This window comes from Rohdeia mirabilis, assembly GCA_007750655.1.
Taxonomy (GTDB): domain Bacteria; phylum Planctomycetota; class UBA1135; order UBA1135.
Genome location: CP036290.1, coordinates 1007233 through 1025267, shown reverse-complemented (window position 1 = coordinate 1025267; position 18035 = coordinate 1007233). Strand labels below are relative to the sequence as shown.

The 18035-nt window shown below is 71.6% G+C and carries 13 protein-coding genes and 2 tRNA genes; 10 read left to right on the top strand and 5 right to left on the bottom strand.

Translation table 11 applies throughout. The features are described 5' to 3' along the window. Nucleotides 1-67 precede the first annotated feature (67 nt). Genes Pla163_RS03795 through Pla163_RS03785 form a run of 3 tightly spaced genes read right to left on the bottom strand, consistent with a single transcriptional unit; the run spans nucleotide 68 to nucleotide 5170 of the window. On the bottom strand, nucleotides 68-3226 hold the full coding sequence (locus Pla163_RS03795) for a hypothetical protein (RefSeq protein WP_419186295.1): 3159 nt from the start codon (nucleotides 3224-3226) through the stop codon (nucleotides 68-70). 1 nt (nucleotide 3227) lies between these two features. Beyond that, complete coding sequence (locus tag Pla163_RS03790; RefSeq protein WP_145183802.1) at nucleotides 3228-4118, bottom strand: NAD(P)H-hydrate dehydratase; 891 nt, start codon at nucleotides 4116-4118, stop codon at nucleotides 3228-3230. Further along, nucleotides 4115-5170, bottom strand: a complete 1056-nt coding sequence (locus Pla163_RS03785; protein WP_419186294.1) for an asparaginase — start codon at nucleotides 5168-5170, stop codon at nucleotides 4115-4117. Before Pla163_RS03785 ends, Pla163_RS03790 begins: the two co-directional genes overlap by 4 nt. A gap of 66 nt (nucleotides 5171-5236) precedes the next feature. On the opposite strand from Pla163_RS03785, the gene Pla163_RS03780 reads away from it, so the two are divergent. Beyond that, on the top strand, nucleotides 5237-5656 hold the full coding sequence (locus Pla163_RS03780; protein ID WP_419186293.1) for a bifunctional nuclease family protein: 420 nt from the start codon (nucleotides 5237-5239) through the stop codon (nucleotides 5654-5656). Between the two features lie 33 nt (nucleotides 5657-5689). Here the strand turns inward: Pla163_RS03780 and Pla163_RS03775 are convergent, their stop codons facing one another. Together Pla163_RS03775 and Pla163_RS03770 are read right to left on the bottom strand one after the other, a co-directional pair. Further along, nucleotides 5690-6451, bottom strand: a complete 762-nt coding sequence (locus Pla163_RS03775) for an energy transducer TonB (protein ID WP_419186292.1) — start codon at nucleotides 6449-6451, stop codon at nucleotides 5690-5692. 43 nt (nucleotides 6452-6494) lie between these two features. Then, nucleotides 6495-8588 (bottom strand): TonB-dependent receptor, encoded by a 2094-nt coding sequence (locus Pla163_RS03770; RefSeq protein WP_419186291.1) that lies wholly within the window; start codon nucleotides 8586-8588, stop codon nucleotides 6495-6497. 131 nt (nucleotides 8589-8719) lie between these two features. Here Pla163_RS03770 and Pla163_RS03765 point away from each other — a divergent pair. The 9 genes from Pla163_RS03765 (at nucleotide 8720) to dprA (ending at nucleotide 18023) form a co-directional block, all read left to right on the top strand. Next, nucleotides 8720-8807 (top strand) — tRNA-Ser (locus tag Pla163_RS03765). A 165-nt stretch (nucleotides 8808-8972) separates the two neighbouring features. After that, nucleotides 8973-9064: transfer RNA gene (locus Pla163_RS03760), tRNA-Ser, on the top strand. A gap of 191 nt (nucleotides 9065-9255) precedes the next feature. Then, nucleotides 9256-9768: a PEGA domain-containing protein gene (locus tag Pla163_RS03755; protein WP_419186290.1), complete on the top strand. Its 513-nt coding sequence runs from the start codon at nucleotides 9256-9258 to the stop codon at nucleotides 9766-9768. Between the two features lie 16 nt (nucleotides 9769-9784). Then, entirely contained in the window at nucleotides 9785-11260 is a 1476-nt protein-coding gene (gene murD / locus Pla163_RS03750; RefSeq protein ID WP_419186289.1) for a UDP-N-acetylmuramoyl-L-alanine--D-glutamate ligase, read from the top strand. Then, a complete protein-coding gene (locus Pla163_RS03745; RefSeq protein WP_145183781.1) occupies nucleotides 11257-11844 on the top strand; it encodes a UvrB/UvrC motif-containing protein in 588 nt (195 codons plus the stop codon). The genes murD and Pla163_RS03745 overlap by 4 nt, the downstream gene beginning before the upstream one ends. Nucleotides 11845-12298: 454 nt before the next feature. Further along, nucleotides 12299-14851: an ATP-dependent Clp protease ATP-binding subunit gene (locus tag Pla163_RS03740; protein ID WP_145183778.1), complete on the top strand. Its 2553-nt coding sequence runs from the start codon at nucleotides 12299-12301 to the stop codon at nucleotides 14849-14851. Nucleotides 14852-15098: 247 nt separating this feature from the next. Then, entirely contained in the window at nucleotides 15099-15971 is an 873-nt protein-coding gene (locus Pla163_RS03735) for a HEAT repeat domain-containing protein (RefSeq protein WP_145183775.1), read from the top strand. A gap of 177 nt (nucleotides 15972-16148) precedes the next feature. After that, entirely contained in the window at nucleotides 16149-17036 is an 888-nt protein-coding gene (locus tag Pla163_RS03730) for a HEAT repeat domain-containing protein (protein WP_145183772.1), read from the top strand. A 117-nt stretch (nucleotides 17037-17153) separates the two neighbouring features. Next, a complete protein-coding gene (gene dprA / locus Pla163_RS03725; protein WP_145183769.1) occupies nucleotides 17154-18023 on the top strand; it encodes a DNA-processing protein DprA in 870 nt (289 codons plus the stop codon). Nucleotides 18024-18035 lie beyond the last annotated feature (12 nt).

Here is an 18035-nt window from a genome sequence, read left to right as displayed (position 1 = left end):
GCGCGCTCAGTCTACGTCTACAGGACCGAGCGCCGCGACCAACTCCTCGCCGGGCCCGCGTCGGCACTCACCGACCGCCGTCGCCGGAGAGTCGCGCGCGGACGGCCCCCACCACCTCGGCGTGGCGCTCGACGGCACGGGGGTCCGCTCGCGCGAGCCGCTCCGCGCGCTCGAGCTGGACGCGTGCGAGGTCGCCATCGCCTCGCCCCGCCGCCTCGAGGGCACGGCTCCAGGCCACGCGCCGCGCGAGCTCCGCACGGACGCGATCGCTCCCGCCCGACAGCGGCGTCGGTTGGCCCTGACCGCGTCCGATCGGCCGCTCGACGAAGGGGTCCACGAGAGCGGAGTAGAGCGCCGCGGCGGACGCGTACCGCTCGGCCCGCCAGGACGCGTCGGCCGCCAGTTCGGTCGCACGGATCGCGACGCCCTGGGACCCTGGGCCCTCGCCGAGCGCCGCGACCAGTGCCGCTCGACCCAGGCGCAGCGCGGGCTCGATCTCGCCGGCACGCAGGGCCCGCTGGGACAGTTCGACCAACAGCCGCGCGTCGAGCCGCTCCCAGGGACCGCTCCCGTCGAGGAGCGCCTCGGCCAGGCCAGTGCGCGCCGCGACGTCGAACAGCTCGAGTTCGGACCAGTAGCGGAAGGCCGGATCGGAGAGGCCGTCGCCGGCGAAACGCGCGCGCAGGTTGTCCGCGGCTTCCGCGAGCGCGCGGTCCAGGACGTGTGCCTCCCACCCCTCGGCGGCGACGCCGAGACGCGCGGTCGCGGCCGCCAACTCGCCCGTCACGACCGCGAGTTCCTCCGGCTGACCGGGAAGTTCGAGGTCGAGCCCGAGGACGCGCCGCGGCCACGACCCGTCGCCCCAGACCTCGACCAGTCCGGAGCGCGCCGCTCCCTCGAGTTCGTTCCAGTCGTCGGTGAAGACGCGCAGGAGATCGCCGGCCCCGAGCGTCTCGAGTGCGCGCAGTGCGGAGCGTCGGCGGTCGAAGTCGCGCATGTCGCGCGCGAGTTCCGCGACGCGGCCGGGGTCGACGCTCGAACTCGCCAGGGCGTCGATCGCGCTCGTCCCCAGGCTGATCGGCGCCTCGGGATCGGCGGCGAACGCGAGCAGGGCCTCGATCGCCGCGGCCGTGTCGACGCGGGCGAGCGCGACGACACGGCGCGTTCCGTCGTCGATGCGCCCGTCCGTCCCGTCGGCCACGAGCAGCTCCACGAGCCGCTGCACATCGCCCTCGAACTCGGCCCGCGGAACGTCCGGCCCGACGAGCGCCAGCGCCACTTCGGTGCGTACCTCGCGGTCGAGCGGCGACGACAGGCGTTCGCGCAACGCAGCCCGTCCCAGCGGATCCGCACCGAGCGCGCGCGCGGCGATGCGCCCGATGCGCGGGTCGCGACCGACGCTCCACTCGAGCGCCGTGACCAGGGTCGGCGTCGCGTCCGCCCCACCGATCGCACCGAGGGCCGGAATCAGTTCCGACGCGCGATCGAACGCACGGCGCGCGTCGAGCCCGGAGGCGTCCTCGAGCTCGGCCAGGACTTCGACGACCCACCGCTCGACCTGGAACAGCGTCTCCTCGTCGCTCGGCGCGGCGCGCAGGACGCGCGCGATCGAACCGCGGCGATCCGGACGGCGACGCCCGAGGTCCACGAGTCGATCGCGCGTCGCCGCATCGAGGGCGGCGCGCGGCAGGAAGGCGACGACCTCGAGCGCGGTGTCCTGGTCGAGCGCGTTGAAGATGCGTCCGAGCTCGGGTGCGACGCCGGACGGGTCGGGCAGGCGCCCGAGCGCCCGGAAGAGCTCGCGTCGGCGCTCCGGATCGGACTCGGACCCGAGCCGACGCGCCAGTTCGTCGGCCGCCACGTCGTCGCCGTCGCGCGCGGCGAGCACCCAGACCTCCTCCAGTTCGCGCACGAGATCCGCACGGCGCGCGTGCTCGGCCATGCGCTGCACCCGTTCGGGAGTCCACGCGGCGACGAGCGCCGGACCGAGAACGCGCAGGGTCTGGGCCAGGAGCGCGTCTCCGGCACCGATCAACTCGTCGATGAACGGTCCGGGGCCACCGGCTGCGAGCGCCGCGCGCAGCAGAACGCTGGCGAACGGATAGTGGTCGGCTTCCGGTTCGCTGGCCAGGAGTGCGCGCAGGTCGTCGCGGCGCTGCGCCGTGCGCTCGTCCAGGCGATCCGCGTGCGGCTCGTCGCGCGCGAAGACTTCGAGCGCCAGTTCGGCGCCCGCCATCAACTCGTGGACGGCCACGTCGCCGAGCCGCGCCGCCGCGGCGGTGAACAGCGCGTCGCGCGCGGGCGACCAGACCGGGGACGCGCACCACAGGTCGACGAGTTCGTCGGGTCGCAGCGGAGCTCCGGCGGCCGCGGCGGCCACGCGCGCGAGCGCGGCGACGCGCTGCCGTTCGAACGGAGCGCGCGGGCCGGCGAACGCGCTCGCGAGGTCGTTCAGCACCTTGGCCGTGTCCGCTGGAACGCCCTCCAGCGGCGCGAGTATCCGCACCGCCGCGTCCTCGCCCAGACGCGCGTGGACCGCGGCGACGGACTCGAGCAGGACGTCCACGGTCCCGGCGACGGCCTCTTCGCCGTCGCCCTGCTCCAGAAGGACGTTCACGAGCCCGCGCCGCGCCGCTTCCCGTACCTCGAGGTCCGCATCGGTGCTCAGGGTTCGCAACCAAGCCGTGCGCGCCGCCGGGTCGAGACGGCGGGCCGCGACCAACTCGGCGGCCCGTGCGCGCGTCTCGGCCAACACGCTGGTCACCAGGCGTTCGACGTCGGCCGGGCTCGCGTCGTCCGCACCACCCTGCGCGACGAGCAAGGCCGCGCCGAGGCCGACCAGATTCGGGTGGTCGTCCGTGACGGCACGCCGCGCCAGTTCGCGCACATCGTCGCGGACGTCGCGCGGCGCGCCCTGGAGCACACCACTGGCGGCCGAGCGCTGGAGTCCGTCCAACGCTTCGAAGCGGTCCGTCCAGCGTTCGGAGGCCGCCGCGCGGAGCCAGTCCGCGCGCGCCCCCTCGGGATCGAGGGCGATCGCGCGCACGCGCCACTCGCGTGCGATCGAATCGTCGCGCGACGCGGTGCTCGGATCCTGCGCGACGGCCGCCGGCGCGAGGGCGAGCAGGGACGTGACGACGAACGCCGCGGCGGAACGCGCACGAGCGCGCCGCAGCGAGGCGGACGGACCGCGAACGACCATCGGTCCGAGCCCGTGTGCGCGCACGTCAGGCTCCACGTCCGGCGTCCAGCTCCCGCTCCGCCGCGCCGAGTCGATCGACGACGTCGGACGCCAGCAGGGCCCGAACTCCGGTGCTTTCGACGGCGAGGTCGGCGGCACGTCCGTGGACCCAGACCGCCGCGCGGACCGCGTCGCCGACGCTGAACGCCTCACCCACCTGGGCGAGGAAGGCCGTCAACAGTCCCGTCAGCACGTCGCCCGTCCCACCGCTCGCCAGGCCGGGGTTCCCCGTCGAGTTGATCCAGACGCCGTCGCCGTCGACGACCACGGTGCGATGGCCCTTGAGCACGCAGACCGAGCACGTGCTGTCGGCCAGCCGGCGGGCGGCATCGATGCGAGCGTCCTCGGAGTCGCCGACGCGCGCGTCCAACAGTCGCGCGGCCTCGCCGGGGTGCGGCGTGATCACGAGCGCGCCGCGTCCGCGACGCAGGTCCTGCGGGCGGCCCGCGAAGGCGTTGAGCCCGTCGGCGTCGACCACCAACGGTCCGTCGCCGCCGTGCAAGAAGGCTTCGACGAGCGGGCGCACGACCTGGCCGCGGCCGAGGCCCGGCCCGACCGCGCGCGCGCGATCGTCCGCGCGCCGTTCGAGTTCGTAGGCCACACGCTCGACCGTGCCCGCTCCGCCCTCCACGTCGACCGGCAGCGCTTCCGGCGCGGCGGCGGCGATCGCGGCCCAGACCCGGTCGTCGAGCGTGATCGTGCTGACCAGTCCCGCACCGCCGCGCAGTGCCGCGCGCGTCGCGAGCACCGCCGATCCGGGCATCGCGCGTCCGCCGTCGCCGGCGCTCCCGGCGAGAAGCGTCACGCGCCCGGCGTCGCCCTTGTGGGACGCGACGGCGAGGCTCGGCAGCGGGCGCGGTCGATCGGAGTCGCTCATGCTTCCACGTCCCTTCGAAGTTCGGGCGATCCGAGAGCAGCGACCTCGACGGAACCGACTTCGAGTCCCGCCCAGTTGCGCAGTGCACCCGGCGCGTAGTCGCTCAACGCATCGACGGCGCGATCGTCGAGCCACCCCAGTTCGCGGCACAGTCCGACGACGAGCGGGAACAGTCCGCGGTAGCCGCCGTCGTCCACCTTGATCGCCAGCGCGTGTCCGCTGTCGCGCTCGGCCACGACGTAGACCGCCTCGGCGCCGACCTTGCAGAACAGGCGGCCGCCGGTCGCGCGCAGCAACGCGGTGTCGAGTCGCTTGTGCTCGCCGGCGACGAGGGCCGGATGGGCGGCCGCCGCGTCGAGCAGGCGACCCGCGGCGCGCGCGCGTTCGGGAACGAGACTCGACGGATCCGCCAGCCGCGCGAACGCCGTCGCCATCGCGGACAGGGACAAGCGGTAGGTCGGCGCGCTGCAGCCGTCGATCGCGTGCTCGATGGCGTCGGGATCGAGCCCGCACATCGCGGCCAACGCGTCGCGCACCAGTGACTGCACCGCGCCGCCGTGGTCGAGGTAGTGCTCCGGCTCGGCCCCGAGATGCGCACCGAGCGCGAGGAAACCGGCGTGCTTGCCCGAGCAGTTGTTGTGGATCGCTCCGGGCTTCGCGCCGGACGCGGCCAGGGCGCGGCGCGCGGCGGGATCGCCGGGCGTCTGGGCTCCGCAACGCAGGTGCTGGGGCCCCAGCCCGAGGCGCTCGAGGATCGCGGCCGCCCGCTCGGTGTGCTGGGGCTCGGCGTTGTGCGAAGAGATCGAGAGCGCCAGGTCCGGCGGCTCGAACCCGAAGCGATCGGCCGCGCCACTCTCGACGAGGGGGAGCGCTTGGAGCGCCTTGATCGCGCTGCGGGCGAAGACCGGAGTCTCCGTGTCCCCGAGGGCGTGGACGAGTCGACCGTCGGCGTCGGCCACCGCGAACGCACCGCGGTGGACGGACTCGAGGAACCCGCCTCGAAGGACGCGGACGAGCACGGGATCGGCGGGTGCAGCGGGGTCGTCGTTCACCAGGTGGATCCTACGCCAGTGATGGCGGTGGACGCGCGCCGCCCCTCGGGTCTACAAAGGGGCGCGATGGACGACCCGACCAAATGGATCGACGTGCTGCTGGCCCGCGTCGTGCTGCAGGACGAGTCGGACCAGCAGAACCTCTACCTCAAGGAACGCTCCGGCAAACGGGGCTTCGCGATCCTCATCGGCACGAGCGAGGCGGCGGAGATCCAGCGGGTCCTGGCCGAGGTCGAGGTCCAGCGCCCATTGACGCACCAGCTCCTGTTCGAGGCCGTCACCGCGCTCGGGGCCCGTCTGACCGAGGTTCGGATCGTGGCCCTGGAGCGCAGCACGTTCTTCGCCCGCCTGGTGCTGTCCCCGACGCCGGGCGAGCTGGTCGAGGTCGACGCGCGCCCCTCGGACGCGATCGCTCTGGCGCTGCGCGCGCGCTGTCCGATCCGCGTGGCCGAAGAGGTCATGCGCGACGCGTCGACCACCGGTTGAGGTGGGAGCGCCCGTCCGGCGCGGCCCGCGAGCTCAACGCAGCTCGAACGTGACCTTGTGTCGGACCGTGCGGTCCGCGGCGCCCGGGACGAAACGCCATGCGCGGACGGCCGCGAGGGCGGCCTCGTCCAGCACCGAGTGACCGCTCGACGTGGCGACCGTGGCGTCAAGGACGCTCCCGTCCGCACCGACGCGCAGGTCGACGAACACGCTTCCCTCCCAGCCGCGGCGGCGGGCGAGTCGCGGGTAGTCCGGGGGATCGGCGCGCAGCAGCTGCGGCTCGGCGCGTTCGTCCTCGTCCGCGCGCAGGGGCACGTCGTCCAGGGAGTCGACCGGGTCCAGCGCCGAGTCGGCGGCGCTGTCGACGACCGGTTCGTCCCGTGGGTCGGGGGCGGGCGGCCCGCCGAGGGAGCCGCTGGGAAGAGGCGCGAAGCGGTCGTTCGGCCGCGGGTCGGCGAAGGCTGGCTCGTCGTCCTCGACCGCGAACGGATCGAGCTCTGGCTGCGGGTCCGGCGCCGGATCGGGGATCGGCGGCATCGACGGGTCGTCGAACTGGTCGTCCAGCTCGTCCTCGAGCAGTGGCTCGAGTCGTTCGAGTTCGCGGTCGAGCCCCCCGGCGGCGTCGCTGTTCCGCGCGGGGAGTTCGATGGTCGCCACGACGCCGGACTGGCGCGCGGTGTCCCGGTGCGTGGTCAAGCCGATCAGGGTCCCGAGGAGCGCGACGTGCACGAGCACGGAGACGACCAACGTCCCCGTGGAGAGCCCGCTCCCCGCGCGCGCCTTCGCCCGCAGCACCCGGGCGGCGGCCGGGGATGTCGCCCCGACCGCCGCGCCGGTGTCAGAGGGTGACGGTGATTCCGAGGAGGACACCGAGTCCGGGTTGGTTCGAGCCGGAGCCATGGAAGCGGTAATCCTCGTCGGTGAGGTTCTCGACCGCCAGCATCAAGTCGGTCGCCTCGCCCAGGCGCATGCCGGCCCGAGCGTGGACGACGACGAATCCGGGCGTCCCACCGGGCGGGATGCGCTGGGTGTCGCCCTTGTCGCGCGTGGAGAGCTTGTCCGCGTCCGCGGCACCGATCGCGAGCAGCTCGGACCACGTGCCCGTCTCCTCGTCCTCCCAACGCAGACCGACCTGGGCGGTCAGCGGCATCAGGCGACTGACGTACTCCTCGGTCAGCACCTGGGCCGAGGTCGGGTAGGTCGTCACGCGCCCCTCCTGGAACGTGGCGTTGCCGAACAGACCGAAGCCGCCGCCGAGTTCGTGCGACGCCGTCAGCTCGACGCCGTAGATCCAACCGTCGCCGATGTTGTCCTTGGTGATCTCGAACTCGCCGGAGCCGTTGGTGTTGCCGGTCGGGAAGCGCTCGATCTGGTCGCTGATGTCCGTGTAGAAGACCGCGAGTTCGCCGCGGGTGGACTCGTTCGAGACGCGCGTCCCGAGTTCGAAGGTGGTGAAGCGTTCGGCGTCGAGGTCGGGGGCCGGAATCTCGAACTCGTTCGAGCGCGCGCTGTCGAAGCGCGACAGGTCCGAGAGGTTCGGCGCGCGGTAGCCCTGGGACACGCCGCCGTACAGCGCGACGTCCGTGCCGGCCTCCTCGGCATCGTTCACGCGGTACAGGAAGCGCGCACTGCCCACGAGCGAGGACCACTGGTCGTCGATCGCGATCGCCGTTCCCGGGTTCGCCGGATCGTCGACGCGGTCGGCGTCGGCCGCGGCGTGTTCGAAGCGCGCGCCGACCGTCACGTCGAGCCGCTCGGTCGCCGCGAACTCGTCCTGCACGTAGGCGCCGATCAGGTCGTAGGAGGCGTCGTCCGCCACGGGGCCCTGGATCGGGTTCGCGTCGCTGAACGAGTCGACGCTGTCGTGGTACACGTCGATGCCGTAGCTCAGCAGGCCGATCGACGACTGCTTCTCGAAGCGCGCGAAGCCGCCGAGCGTGGTCACGTCGAAGCCGTTCACCGTGCGCGCGGTGCTGCTGCGGATCCGGTCCTGGACCTCGGACTGGCGCTGCAGCGAGAGCCCGAACGAGTAGGCGTCGACCCAGGTACCGATCGACTCGCCGTCGAGCTGCAGGCGCACGAGCTGGCGCTCCTGATCCAGGTCCCTCCGCAGGTCGGACCCCACGCTCGAGCCTTCGAAGGACTTGGCGTAGATCGTGCTGTGCGTGCGCGGAACGTCGTTCTGCGTCACGTGCTGGAAGCCGACGACCAGGCGCTGGTCGCTGCGCAGCCAGTACTCGAGCTTGGCGTCCGCGTCCCACTCGTCGTAGCCGGTGTTCGGTTGGTCGCCGATGTCGGAACCGCCGTGCACGTCGCCGAACTGCTTGGCGGTGACGCCGAGCACCACGCCGAGCGGGCCCTCGACGGCACTGGCCTCGAAACGACCGACGTGCGAGTTCTCGGCCGAGCTCAGGCGGTAGCCGATGCGCGCGGCGGGGCGCCCGTCGGTGGCGAACGGATCGCGCGAGAACACTTGGAGCGTTCCGCCGATCGCGTCCGACCCGTAGAGCGCCGAACTCGGACCGCGCAGGAGCTCGAAGCGCTCGACCGAGAAGGCGTCGACGGTGGACCAGTACTGGTTGGGTCCCTCGCGGAACGTCGAGTTGTTGATGCGCACACCGTCGACGAGCAGCAGCGTGCGGTACCCCGTGAAGCCGCGGATGTACGGCGACCCCTGGCCGTGGGAGGTCTCCTGGACCAGCACTCCGGGGGTGTGGCGCAGGGACTGGGGCAGGGTGCGGTAGGAGCGCTGCGCGATCTCCTCGGCGTCGATCACCGAGACGGTCTGGGGCGCTTCGTCGCTCGGCCTCTCGGCGCGCGACGCGGTCACGACGGTCTCGGAGCTGGACGCGGGCTCGGTGTCCTGGGACCAGGCCGTTCCGCACAGGACGGGGGCGGCGAGAAGGAGCCACGGGGGCAGAGAGGCGGTCATCGTCGAAGTCTGGGGACGCGGGGTCTGGGGCGGGAGCGACCGAATCCTCTCGACGGGATCCAGCCGTGAGCCGCCACCAACGCCGCGATGGCGCATCGGTTCACGACGAGCGCTGCTAGTCTGCGCCCGACGGAGGCGTGGCAGAGTGGCCGATCGCGGCGGTTTTGAAAACCGCTGTACCGCAAGGTACCGGGGGTTCGAATCCCTCCGCCTCCGCCACCCCACCACCGCGTGGACGGCGGACCGAACGGGCGCCGTCCCGAACACCCTGCGAAGCTCCGCGCGAACGCGTTCAGTCCGCTTGCCTCGCCTCGCGCGCGCGGGTACCTTCCCGCGTCCTCGTTCGCCGCTCGGCCGTCTCGGCCCGTGCGAACGGACCCGTGCGGAGAGGTGGCAGAGTGGCCGAATGCGCCGCATTGCTAATGCGGTGAGGCGGTTTCCCGTCTCCGAGGGTTCAAATCCCTCCCTCTCCGCCAGCCCCACCCACGCGGCGGCAGCACGAGTAGCATCGCGCGCCATGGGACAGGTCGAGATCCGAACGGGACTGGTCCCGATCCGGTCCGACGGGCGCGAAGCCCGCTCGGGACCGCGTGCGACCGTCGACCGCACCGACGACGTTCGAGCTCGTCGCCGTGCGCATGGTGGGTCGAAGCCCCATCGGTCGGGGATGCTGCGTGCAGCACTCGTCGGCGGGCTCGCGCTGGCGGCGACCGGCTGCGCCGCCGAGCGCACCCTGATCTTCACCTCCGATCCACCGGGAGCGCAGGTGCGCCTCGACGACGAGATGGTCGGCACCACGCCGGTCGAAGTGCCGTTCCTCCACTACGGCACGCGACGCGTCACCTACTACCTCGAGGAGCACCGCACGCGCAGCTTCCTGGTCGAGGTGAAGGCTCCCTGGTACGGACGCTTCCCGATCGACCTGATCTCGGAGATCCTGATCCCGGTCGGTTGGAAGGACCGCAAGCGCGTCCACACCGTCCTCGAGCCGAGCGATCGACCGACGGACGTGCCGACCCAACGCTCGGTGTTCGACCGCGCCGAGGTCCTGCGGCGCGCCGGTCCGAACGGGCCGCGCGAGATGCCGCCGATCGAGGTGGTTCCCGCGCTCCCGCAGCCGACCGAACCGGCGGCGGACGATGCGCCGTCCTCGTCCGGCGGCGCGAGCGGCCAGCGGTGAACGAGAGGCGCGAACGGTGAGCCGGGACGACGCGCGCGTGGATACGGGTCCGTCGTCGGGCCTCGAACCGTCCGCGCTGGCCGGCCGACGCGCCGTGGTCATGGGCCTGGGGCGCTTCGGCGGAGGGGTCGGCGCCGTTCGGTACCTGCTCGCGTGCGGTGCCCGGGTCGTCGGGACCGACCTGCGTTCGGCGGCCGAACTTCCGGAGGCGCTGCGCGAGCTCGACGGTCTCGACGTGGAGCTGATCCTCGGCGAACACCGCGAGCGCGACTTCGAGGAGGCCGACCTCGTCGTGGTCAATCCGGCCGTTCCCCCGAGCGCCCCGCTGCTGAACCGTGCGCGCGCGGCCGGAACGCGCCTCGCGAGCGAGATCGAGTTGTTCACGGCGGCCGCTCCCTGTCGCCTGGTCGGCGTCACCGGCACCCAGGGCAAGAGCAGCACGACCGCGTTCACCGCCGAACTGCTGCGGCGCACGGGACTGGACGCGCGCGCCGGCGGGAACCTCGGTGGATCGCTGCTCGGCGCCCTGGCGGAGCTGCGCCCCGCCGGCGTGGTCGTCCTCGAGCTCTCCAGCTACCAGCTCGAGGGGCTCGGTCGTCCGGTGGCGCTCGCGCGACCCTTCGAGGCCGTGGCCGTCACGAACGTCGAAGCGGACCACCTCGAGCGGCACGGGACCCTCGCGTCCTACGCGGCGGCCAAGCGACGCATCCTCGAGCTGCTCGATCCGACGCACGGAGTCGCGGTCCTCCCTGCCGGCCCGGGCCCGTGCGCGGACTGGGACCTGCCCGCCGGTGACGCGGTGGCGCGCGCCCACCGGACCGTGCGCTTCGACCCGAACGCGACGCCCGACGAACTCGTCGTCTCCTGCGCGGGCGAGTCCTCCACGGTGCCGGGCCCCGCGGCCCTCGGACTGCCCGCGTTCCAAGCCGCCAACCTGCGCGCGGCCCTGGCCCTGTGCGACGCACTCGGCGTGGGGCGCGCGGCGGTCGCGGCCCTGGGCGTCGCTCCGCTCACGGCGCCGGCCCACCGCCTGGAACGGCTGGCCGACCTCGGGGGAGCCAGCGTCTGGGACAACGGCGTCTCCACCACGCCCGACTCCACGGCGGCCGCCCTGCGCAGCCTGGACGCGCCCGTGGTCCTGATCGCCGGCGGTCGGGCCAAGAACCTGCCCACCCAGGTCCTGGCCGACGCGGCGCGCGGGACCGTCCGGGCCGCGTTCACCTTCGGTGATGCAGCCGTCGCGTTCGCAGAGCTCCTGGCGACCGGCGGGGTCGCGACGACCGCCTGTCCGACCCTCGAGGCGGCCGTGGACGCGGCCGCGGCCGCACTCCGACCCGGCGACGCGCTGCTCTTCTCCCCCGCCTGCGCGAGCTTCGACACCCACGCGAACTTCCGCGAACGCGCCCTGGCCTTCCGCGCCGCCCTGGAACGAGCGCGCGCCCGGTCCGAAGAGCGTGGCGGAGCGCTATCCTCGCCCACCGATCCGGCGTGAGCGCCCGCGACTCGTCGACCGGATCCCGCGACCCCATGCAGTGCCAGATCTGTCAGGAACGACCGGCGACGATCCACGTCACCGAGGTCCGCGAGGACCCGGACGTGGCGAGCGCCAACCACCTCGAGCACCACGTGGAGCACCAGCACCTGTGCAGTGCCTGCGCCGGACAGCTCGAGCTCCCGTTCGTCGCGCCGACGAAGAAGAGCCTGACGAACCCCAAGCACATGGCCGAGATCTGGAAGGTCATCCAGGCCACGGCTCAGAAGCAGTACACCCAGGCGGCGATCACGTGCCCCGAGTGCGGCATGTCGCTGACCGAGTTCCGCGCCAAGGGGCGCCTGGGGTGCGCGCGGTGCTACGAAGTCTTCAGCCCGCAGATCGGACCGCTTCTGGAGCGCATCCACAACGCAACTTCCCACTCGGGCAGGCTTCCGGGTCAGGACGTGAGCGCGCGCGATCGCACGCGCCAACTGGACGAGCTGAAGCGACGCCTGGGTGAGGCCGTCGAGGCCGAGGACTACGAGTCGGCCGCCGCGCTGCGCGACCAGTTGCGCGAGATCCAGGCGCCCGACGAACGCTGAGACCGGTGTTCGAGGACGGCCGTTCGTGAGGTCGTTCACGAGCGCGTTCCGCTCCACTCGAACGATCGCTCGCGCCGCGGACGTCGAGCACGGGGTGCGCGGCGTGAATTGCGACCTCCGACCGCCTATCCTCCGGCGGCCGTTCACGCGCGAGGTCGCAGGGGGATGCCCACTCGCGTACGGAAGGCCACGGGTACGGATCGACGACGACCCGGACACCGCGCCGAGGACACCCCGTCCCCGGACACGAGGTCCGGTCGACTCGACGGGCGGCACCCACCACGACTCCTGCGGCTTCGGGGCCGATCGCGGGAGCCAGAAACCGAGGGCGCTCAACACGGGCCGACCCTCCGGTCGATGACCCAGGCCCCAGTCCCGCCGGGAGCGCCCCCGAAGCGCTCCCACGCCGCGCCGGCGAGCCTCCTTCGGAGAGCTCCAGCACCTGCCAGCCACCATGTTCGACAGATTCACCGATCGTGCCAAGAAAGTGATGAACCTCGCCCGCCAAGAGGCGCAGCGGTTCAACCACGAATACCTCGGGACCGAGCACATCCTGCTCGGCCTCGTCCAGGAAGGCAGCGGTGTCGCAGCGAACGTGCTGCGGCAGATGAGCATCGACCTCTCGAAGATCCGGTCCGAGGTCGAGAAGCTCGTGAAGACCGGCCCTTCGATGGTGACGATGGGCCAACTGCCCTTCACGCCGCGCGCCAAGAAGGTCCTCGAACTCTCCATGGAGGAGGCCAGCAACCTCGGCCACAACTACATCGGGACCGAGCACCTGCTGCTCGGCCTGATAAAGGAGAACGAGGGCATCGCGGCGAAGGTCCTCACCAACCTCGGCGTCAAGCTGGAGGACGTCCGCGAAGAAGTGCTCGAGTTCCTCGGAGCCGACGCCACCGAAGAGGACGAAGAGGACTCCAGCTCGGAGACCCCCGTCAGCGGCGGCGGCGCAACGGGCGGCGGCAAGAGCAAGACGCCCGCACTCGACGCCTTCGGACGTGACCTGACCGAGCTCGCTCGCGAAGGCAAGCTCGACGCCGTCATCGGGCGCGCGAACGAGATCGAGCGGGTCATCCAGATCCTCTCGCGTCGCACGAAGAACAACCCCGTGCTCCTCGGCGAGCCGGGCGTGGGCAAGACGGCGATCGTCGAAGGCCTCGCCCAGCAGATCATCGAGAACACCATCCCGGACCTGCTCCGCAACAAGCGCATCGTCGTGCTCGACCTGGCGCTGATGGTGGCGGGCACCAAGTACCGCGGTCAGTTCGAAGAGCGCATCAAGGCGGTCATGACCGAGGTCCGTCGCGTCAAGGACGTGATCCTCTTCATCGACGAGCTGCACACGCTGGTCGGAGCCGGTGGCGCCGAGGGCGCGATCGACGCCTCCAACGTGCTGAAGCCCGCGCTCTCGCGCGGCGAGATCCAGTGCATCGGCGCCACGACGCTGGACGAGTACCGCAAGCACATCGAGAAGGACGGCGCGCTCGAGCGCCGCTTCCAGGCCGTCAACGTCGAGCCGCCGAGCCCCGAGGAGGCCGTCGAGATCCTCAAGGGTCTGCGCGACCGCTACGAGGCGCACCACCGCGTCAACTACACGGACGAGGCGCTCGGAACGGCCGTCGAACTGGCGACGCGCTACATCAACAACCGCTTCCTGCCGGACAAGGCCATCGACGTGATGGACGAGGCCGGTGCCCGCGTGCGCCTGCGCAACACGGTCGCCCCGCCGGACCTGCACGACATCAACGCGCAGGTCGACGAGCTCGATCGCGCGAAGGAGAAGGCCGTCGCGAACCAGGAGTTCGAGAAGGCCGCCAAGCTGCGCGACCAGGCCTACCAGCTCCGCAAGAAGCGCGAGGAGATCACCAACGACTGGCGCGCCGAGCAGGAACAGAACGAGACGATGGGCGTCGTCGACGCCGAAGTCATCGCGGAGACGGTCTCGAAGATGACGTCGATCCCGCTCACCCGCCTCGAGAAGGGCGAGGCCGAGCGCCTGCTGCAGATGGAGAGCGAGCTGAGCGGGGCCGTCATCAACCAGGACGACGCGATCAAGGCGATCGCGCGCTCGGTCCGGCGCTCGCGCTCCGGTCTGAAGGACCCGCGCCGTCCGATGGGCTCGTTCCTCTTCCTGGGCCCGAGCGGCGTCGGCAAGACGTACCTGTGCAAGCAGCTCGCGAAGTTCATGTTCGGCAACGAGGACGCCGTCATCACCATGGACATGAGCGAGTACATGGAGAAGCACAACGCTTCCCGCCTCGTCGGCGCGCCCCCCGGGTACGTCGGCTACGAGGAGGGCGGCCAACTGACCGAGAAGGTGCGCCGTCGCCCCTACTCCGTCGTGCTGCTCGACGAGATCGAGAAGGCCCACCCGGACGTCTTCAACATGCTCCTCCAGATCATGGAGGAGGGCCGTCTGACCGACTCGTTCGGACGCCACATCGACTTCCGCAACGTCATCCTGATCCTGACGAGCAACATCGGCTCGCACCTGGTGAAGGCAGGCGCGACGCTGGGCTTCGGCTCGACCGCGCCCGACATCAGCGGCGAGGAACGCGTCAAGAAGCTGAAGACCGACATCATGTTCGAGGTGGAGCGCCACTTCCGCCCCGAGTTCCTCAACCGTCTGGACGAGGTCGTGATGTTCAACCCGCTGCGCAAGGACGACATCAAGAACATCGTCCACCTGCAGCTGAAGGAGGTGCTCGATCGCGTCCAGATCCAGGGGCTCGACCTCGAGGTCGACGAGAAGGCGCTCGAGTTCCTGATCGAGAAGGGCTTCCACGAGGACTACGGCGCCCGCCCGATGCGGCGCGCGATCGAACGCTACGTCGAGGACCCGATGGCCGAGAGCCTGCTCCGTGGTGAGTACGCCGAGGGGCGCCCCATCACCGTGTCCTGCCTCGGTCCGATCGCGGAAGCCGAGAGCCTGACCTTCACACAGGAGGCCGAGCCGGAGTCGCCGCCGGAGACCGTCGAGGCCAAGGCCAGCGCCGAAGACTCCTGACGCGCGGCCGGACCCGGCCGACAGGAAGGACCCTCCCCGAGCCTCGGCCCGGGGAGGGTCCTTCGCATTCCACGCCGAGGTCGCGGCGCCCCCTCGTGCAGCTCGGGAAGGCCGTGCGGCGGACCTCGACGCCGTCCAGGACACCGCTCGCGCCAGCAGACGGAGAGGATCTACCGCGAACCGCTGCGACGACCGATCATCTCCGTGCGGACCGAACGGCCCGCACCGAACCAGCGCGAACACCGCCATGCTCCGAATCGCCCACGTCTCGATCGCTGTCGCCCTCCTGTTCCCGCTCGCCGCCGCCGGGCCGTCGGTCGCATCCACGACGACCGCCATCACGGTGCCGGACGACGACGGGGAGGACGAAGCCGGGCCCACCGACGAAGAAGTCGAAGCCGCCGTCGCGGAGCTCGAAGCCGTCCTCGAAGAAGGGGCATTCGACGAGAAGGTCGCCGCACTCGTGAAGGCACGAGCGATGCAGCACGAGGACATGGCCAAGGCCGTGGCGACCGCCGTGAAGGACGACTCGAAAGAAGTTCGCATCGCCGCGATCGACGCGCTCGGTCACATCCGCGTCGGTGCCGCACTGAAGAGCCTGCACGGCTTCGCCAAGAAGAAGGCGCTCGTCGAGGAGGAGGATCAGGCGGTCGCCATCTTCAAGGCCATCGGACGCCACGGCGACACCGACTCGATCAAGGTTCTCGAGGACGATCTGAGTGGCTCGTCGCGGACCGTGGCCGAGGCGCGCATCCTGGCGTTGGGCAAGATCCGGCACGAGAAGTCGGTCGAAGCCCTGATCGCGATCATGAACAAGAGCGGCAAGGGCAAGAAGGGCAACGTCGGCCAGCACATGGACGAGATTCGCCTGGCCCTCCACGTCCTGACCGGTGCGGACGAGGGCACCAACCGCAAGAACTGGCAGTCGTGGTGGAACGACAACAAGCACGACATCGAGGTCGACCCGGACGGACCCGCCGAGCTCGATGGCAAGCTCGGGAGGACGTGGCGACGCTTCTGGGACGAGGAGGAGAAGGCGACGGACGGCGCCGAGAAGGAGCGCGAGGACGGCGACGACGACGAGGGCGGTGACGGGGGCGCGCCGCCCGCTCGGTCCTGAGATCGAAGACCCGGCCCGGGTCGGGGCGTCCCGGGCGACTGTTCACGTTCCTGCCGCCTCCGTTCGCGCACCGAGGGACGCCCCCCCTTCCGTACCCGGGCGCCGCACCCCACACTGGAGCGCGGCGCGCGACACGCGCCACGCTCCCGAATCCCCAGGAACCGGACCCCACAAGCCATGCTCCGACTCGCTCACGCATCGCTCGCTCTCGCAACCATCTTCCCCTTCGTCGCCGGCCCCGCGCTGGCCGAGGCTTCGTCCGCCGTCACGGCACAGGACGAGGAGAAGGACGACGAGAAGAAGGACGACGAGGAGGAGGAGAAGGACGCGGAACCGACCGACGAAGAGGTCGAGGCCGCGGTCGCCAAGCTGAAGGCCGCGCTCGACGAGGGGTCGTTCGACGAGAAGGTGCAAGCGCTCGAAGCGGCCCGTTCCGTGCCGCACAAGGACGTGGTCAAGATCGTCGCCACCGCGGTCAAGGACGACGCCAAGGAAGTGCGGATCGCAGCCGTCACGGCCCTCGGCTACCTCGACGTCGACCAGGCGCTCGACACGCTCCACGGCTGGAGCAAGAAGAAGACGATGACGAAGGACGACGACTTCGCCCTCGCGCTCTTCAAGGCCATCGGGCGCCACGGCGACAAGAGCTCGCTGAAGTACCTCGAGGACAACATCTTCAGCTCGCCGAAGAAGGTCCTCGAAGCGCGCATCGTCGCGATGGGCAAGATCCGCCACGAGGACGCCGTCGAGGAGGTCATCGGCATCATGAACAAGATGCGGAGCAACGAGGGCGGCCCCGGCGGCAACGGCAAGGAGCAGAAGGAGAACGTTCCGCACATGGACGCCGTCCAACTCGCCCTGCACGCTCTCACCGGCGCGAACGAGGGCACGAGCCGCCGCGACTGGCAGACCTGGTGGAACGAGAACAAGCGCAAGCTCGAGATCGATCCGAAGGAGATGCCGCCGATGGAGCGTTCGCTCGAGAACAAGTGGCTCGAGTTCTGGAACGAGAGGCGCAAGCGCGAGGGCGGCGAGCGCGGCGGCGAGGGCGGCGGGCGCGGCTGATCCGACGAGCTGGTCTCGATCGAGCGCGGGGCGAGGAACCGACGGCGGTTCCTCGCCCCGCTCGCATTTCGAAGGCGCGATCCGCCACCGCGACCGCGCTCGTGCAGTCCATGGTGCATGGGCCACGAACCTCAGCACGCGCACGCGGGTCCGCTCGTGCACCTCGGAGCCGGCGGGCCCTCGTGGCCGCGCGAACTCGACCACATCGAAGTACCGCCGGAGGCTCTGTGGCTCCGTGGTCGGATCGAACTGCTGGCCGTGCGACCGCGGGTCGCGATCGTCGGCTCGCGCGCGCCCACCGAGTACGGCCTGACCCAGGCGCGGCGCTTCGGGGGCGCGCTCGCGGCGGCGGGTGTGTGCGTGGTCAGCGGCCTGGCGCGCGGCATCGACGCGGCGGCCCACGAAGCAGCGCTCGAGCGCGGAGGTGCGACGCTCGCGGTCGTGGGCTCGGGGGTGGACAGGCCCTGGCCCGAGGGGCCGCTCGCCGAACGGATGGCGCGCTCGGGGCTCCTCGTCTCCGAACTCGCTCCGGGCACTCCGCCGCGCCGGCACCACTTCCCGCTGCGCAACCGACTCATCGCGGGTCTGTGCACCGCGGTGGTCGTGGTCGAGGCGGCCGCCCGCAGTGGCTCGCTCATCACCGCGCGGTGGGCCGTCGACCAGGGACGCGAGGTCCTGGCGATCCCGGGCCGCGTGGACCGGCCGCTGTCGATCGGCTGCCTCGAGCTGATCGCGAAAGGGGCGCGCGTGGCGATCGGTCCGTCCGACGTGCTGGACGTGCTGGGACTGGCCGCCGAGGCGCGCGGCGCACCTCCGCTCCCCACCACCCCGTTGCTCGAGGAGCTGGCGACGGGGGCCCTGTGTGCCGACGACCTCTCGCGTCGACTCGCGCGCCCCTTGATGGGAGTCCTCGCGGAGCTGGCCGAGCTCGAACTGGACGGCCGCGTGTCCCGGGGCCCCGGCGGGCTCTACCGCCGGCTGGCCTGAGTCCGCGAGCGA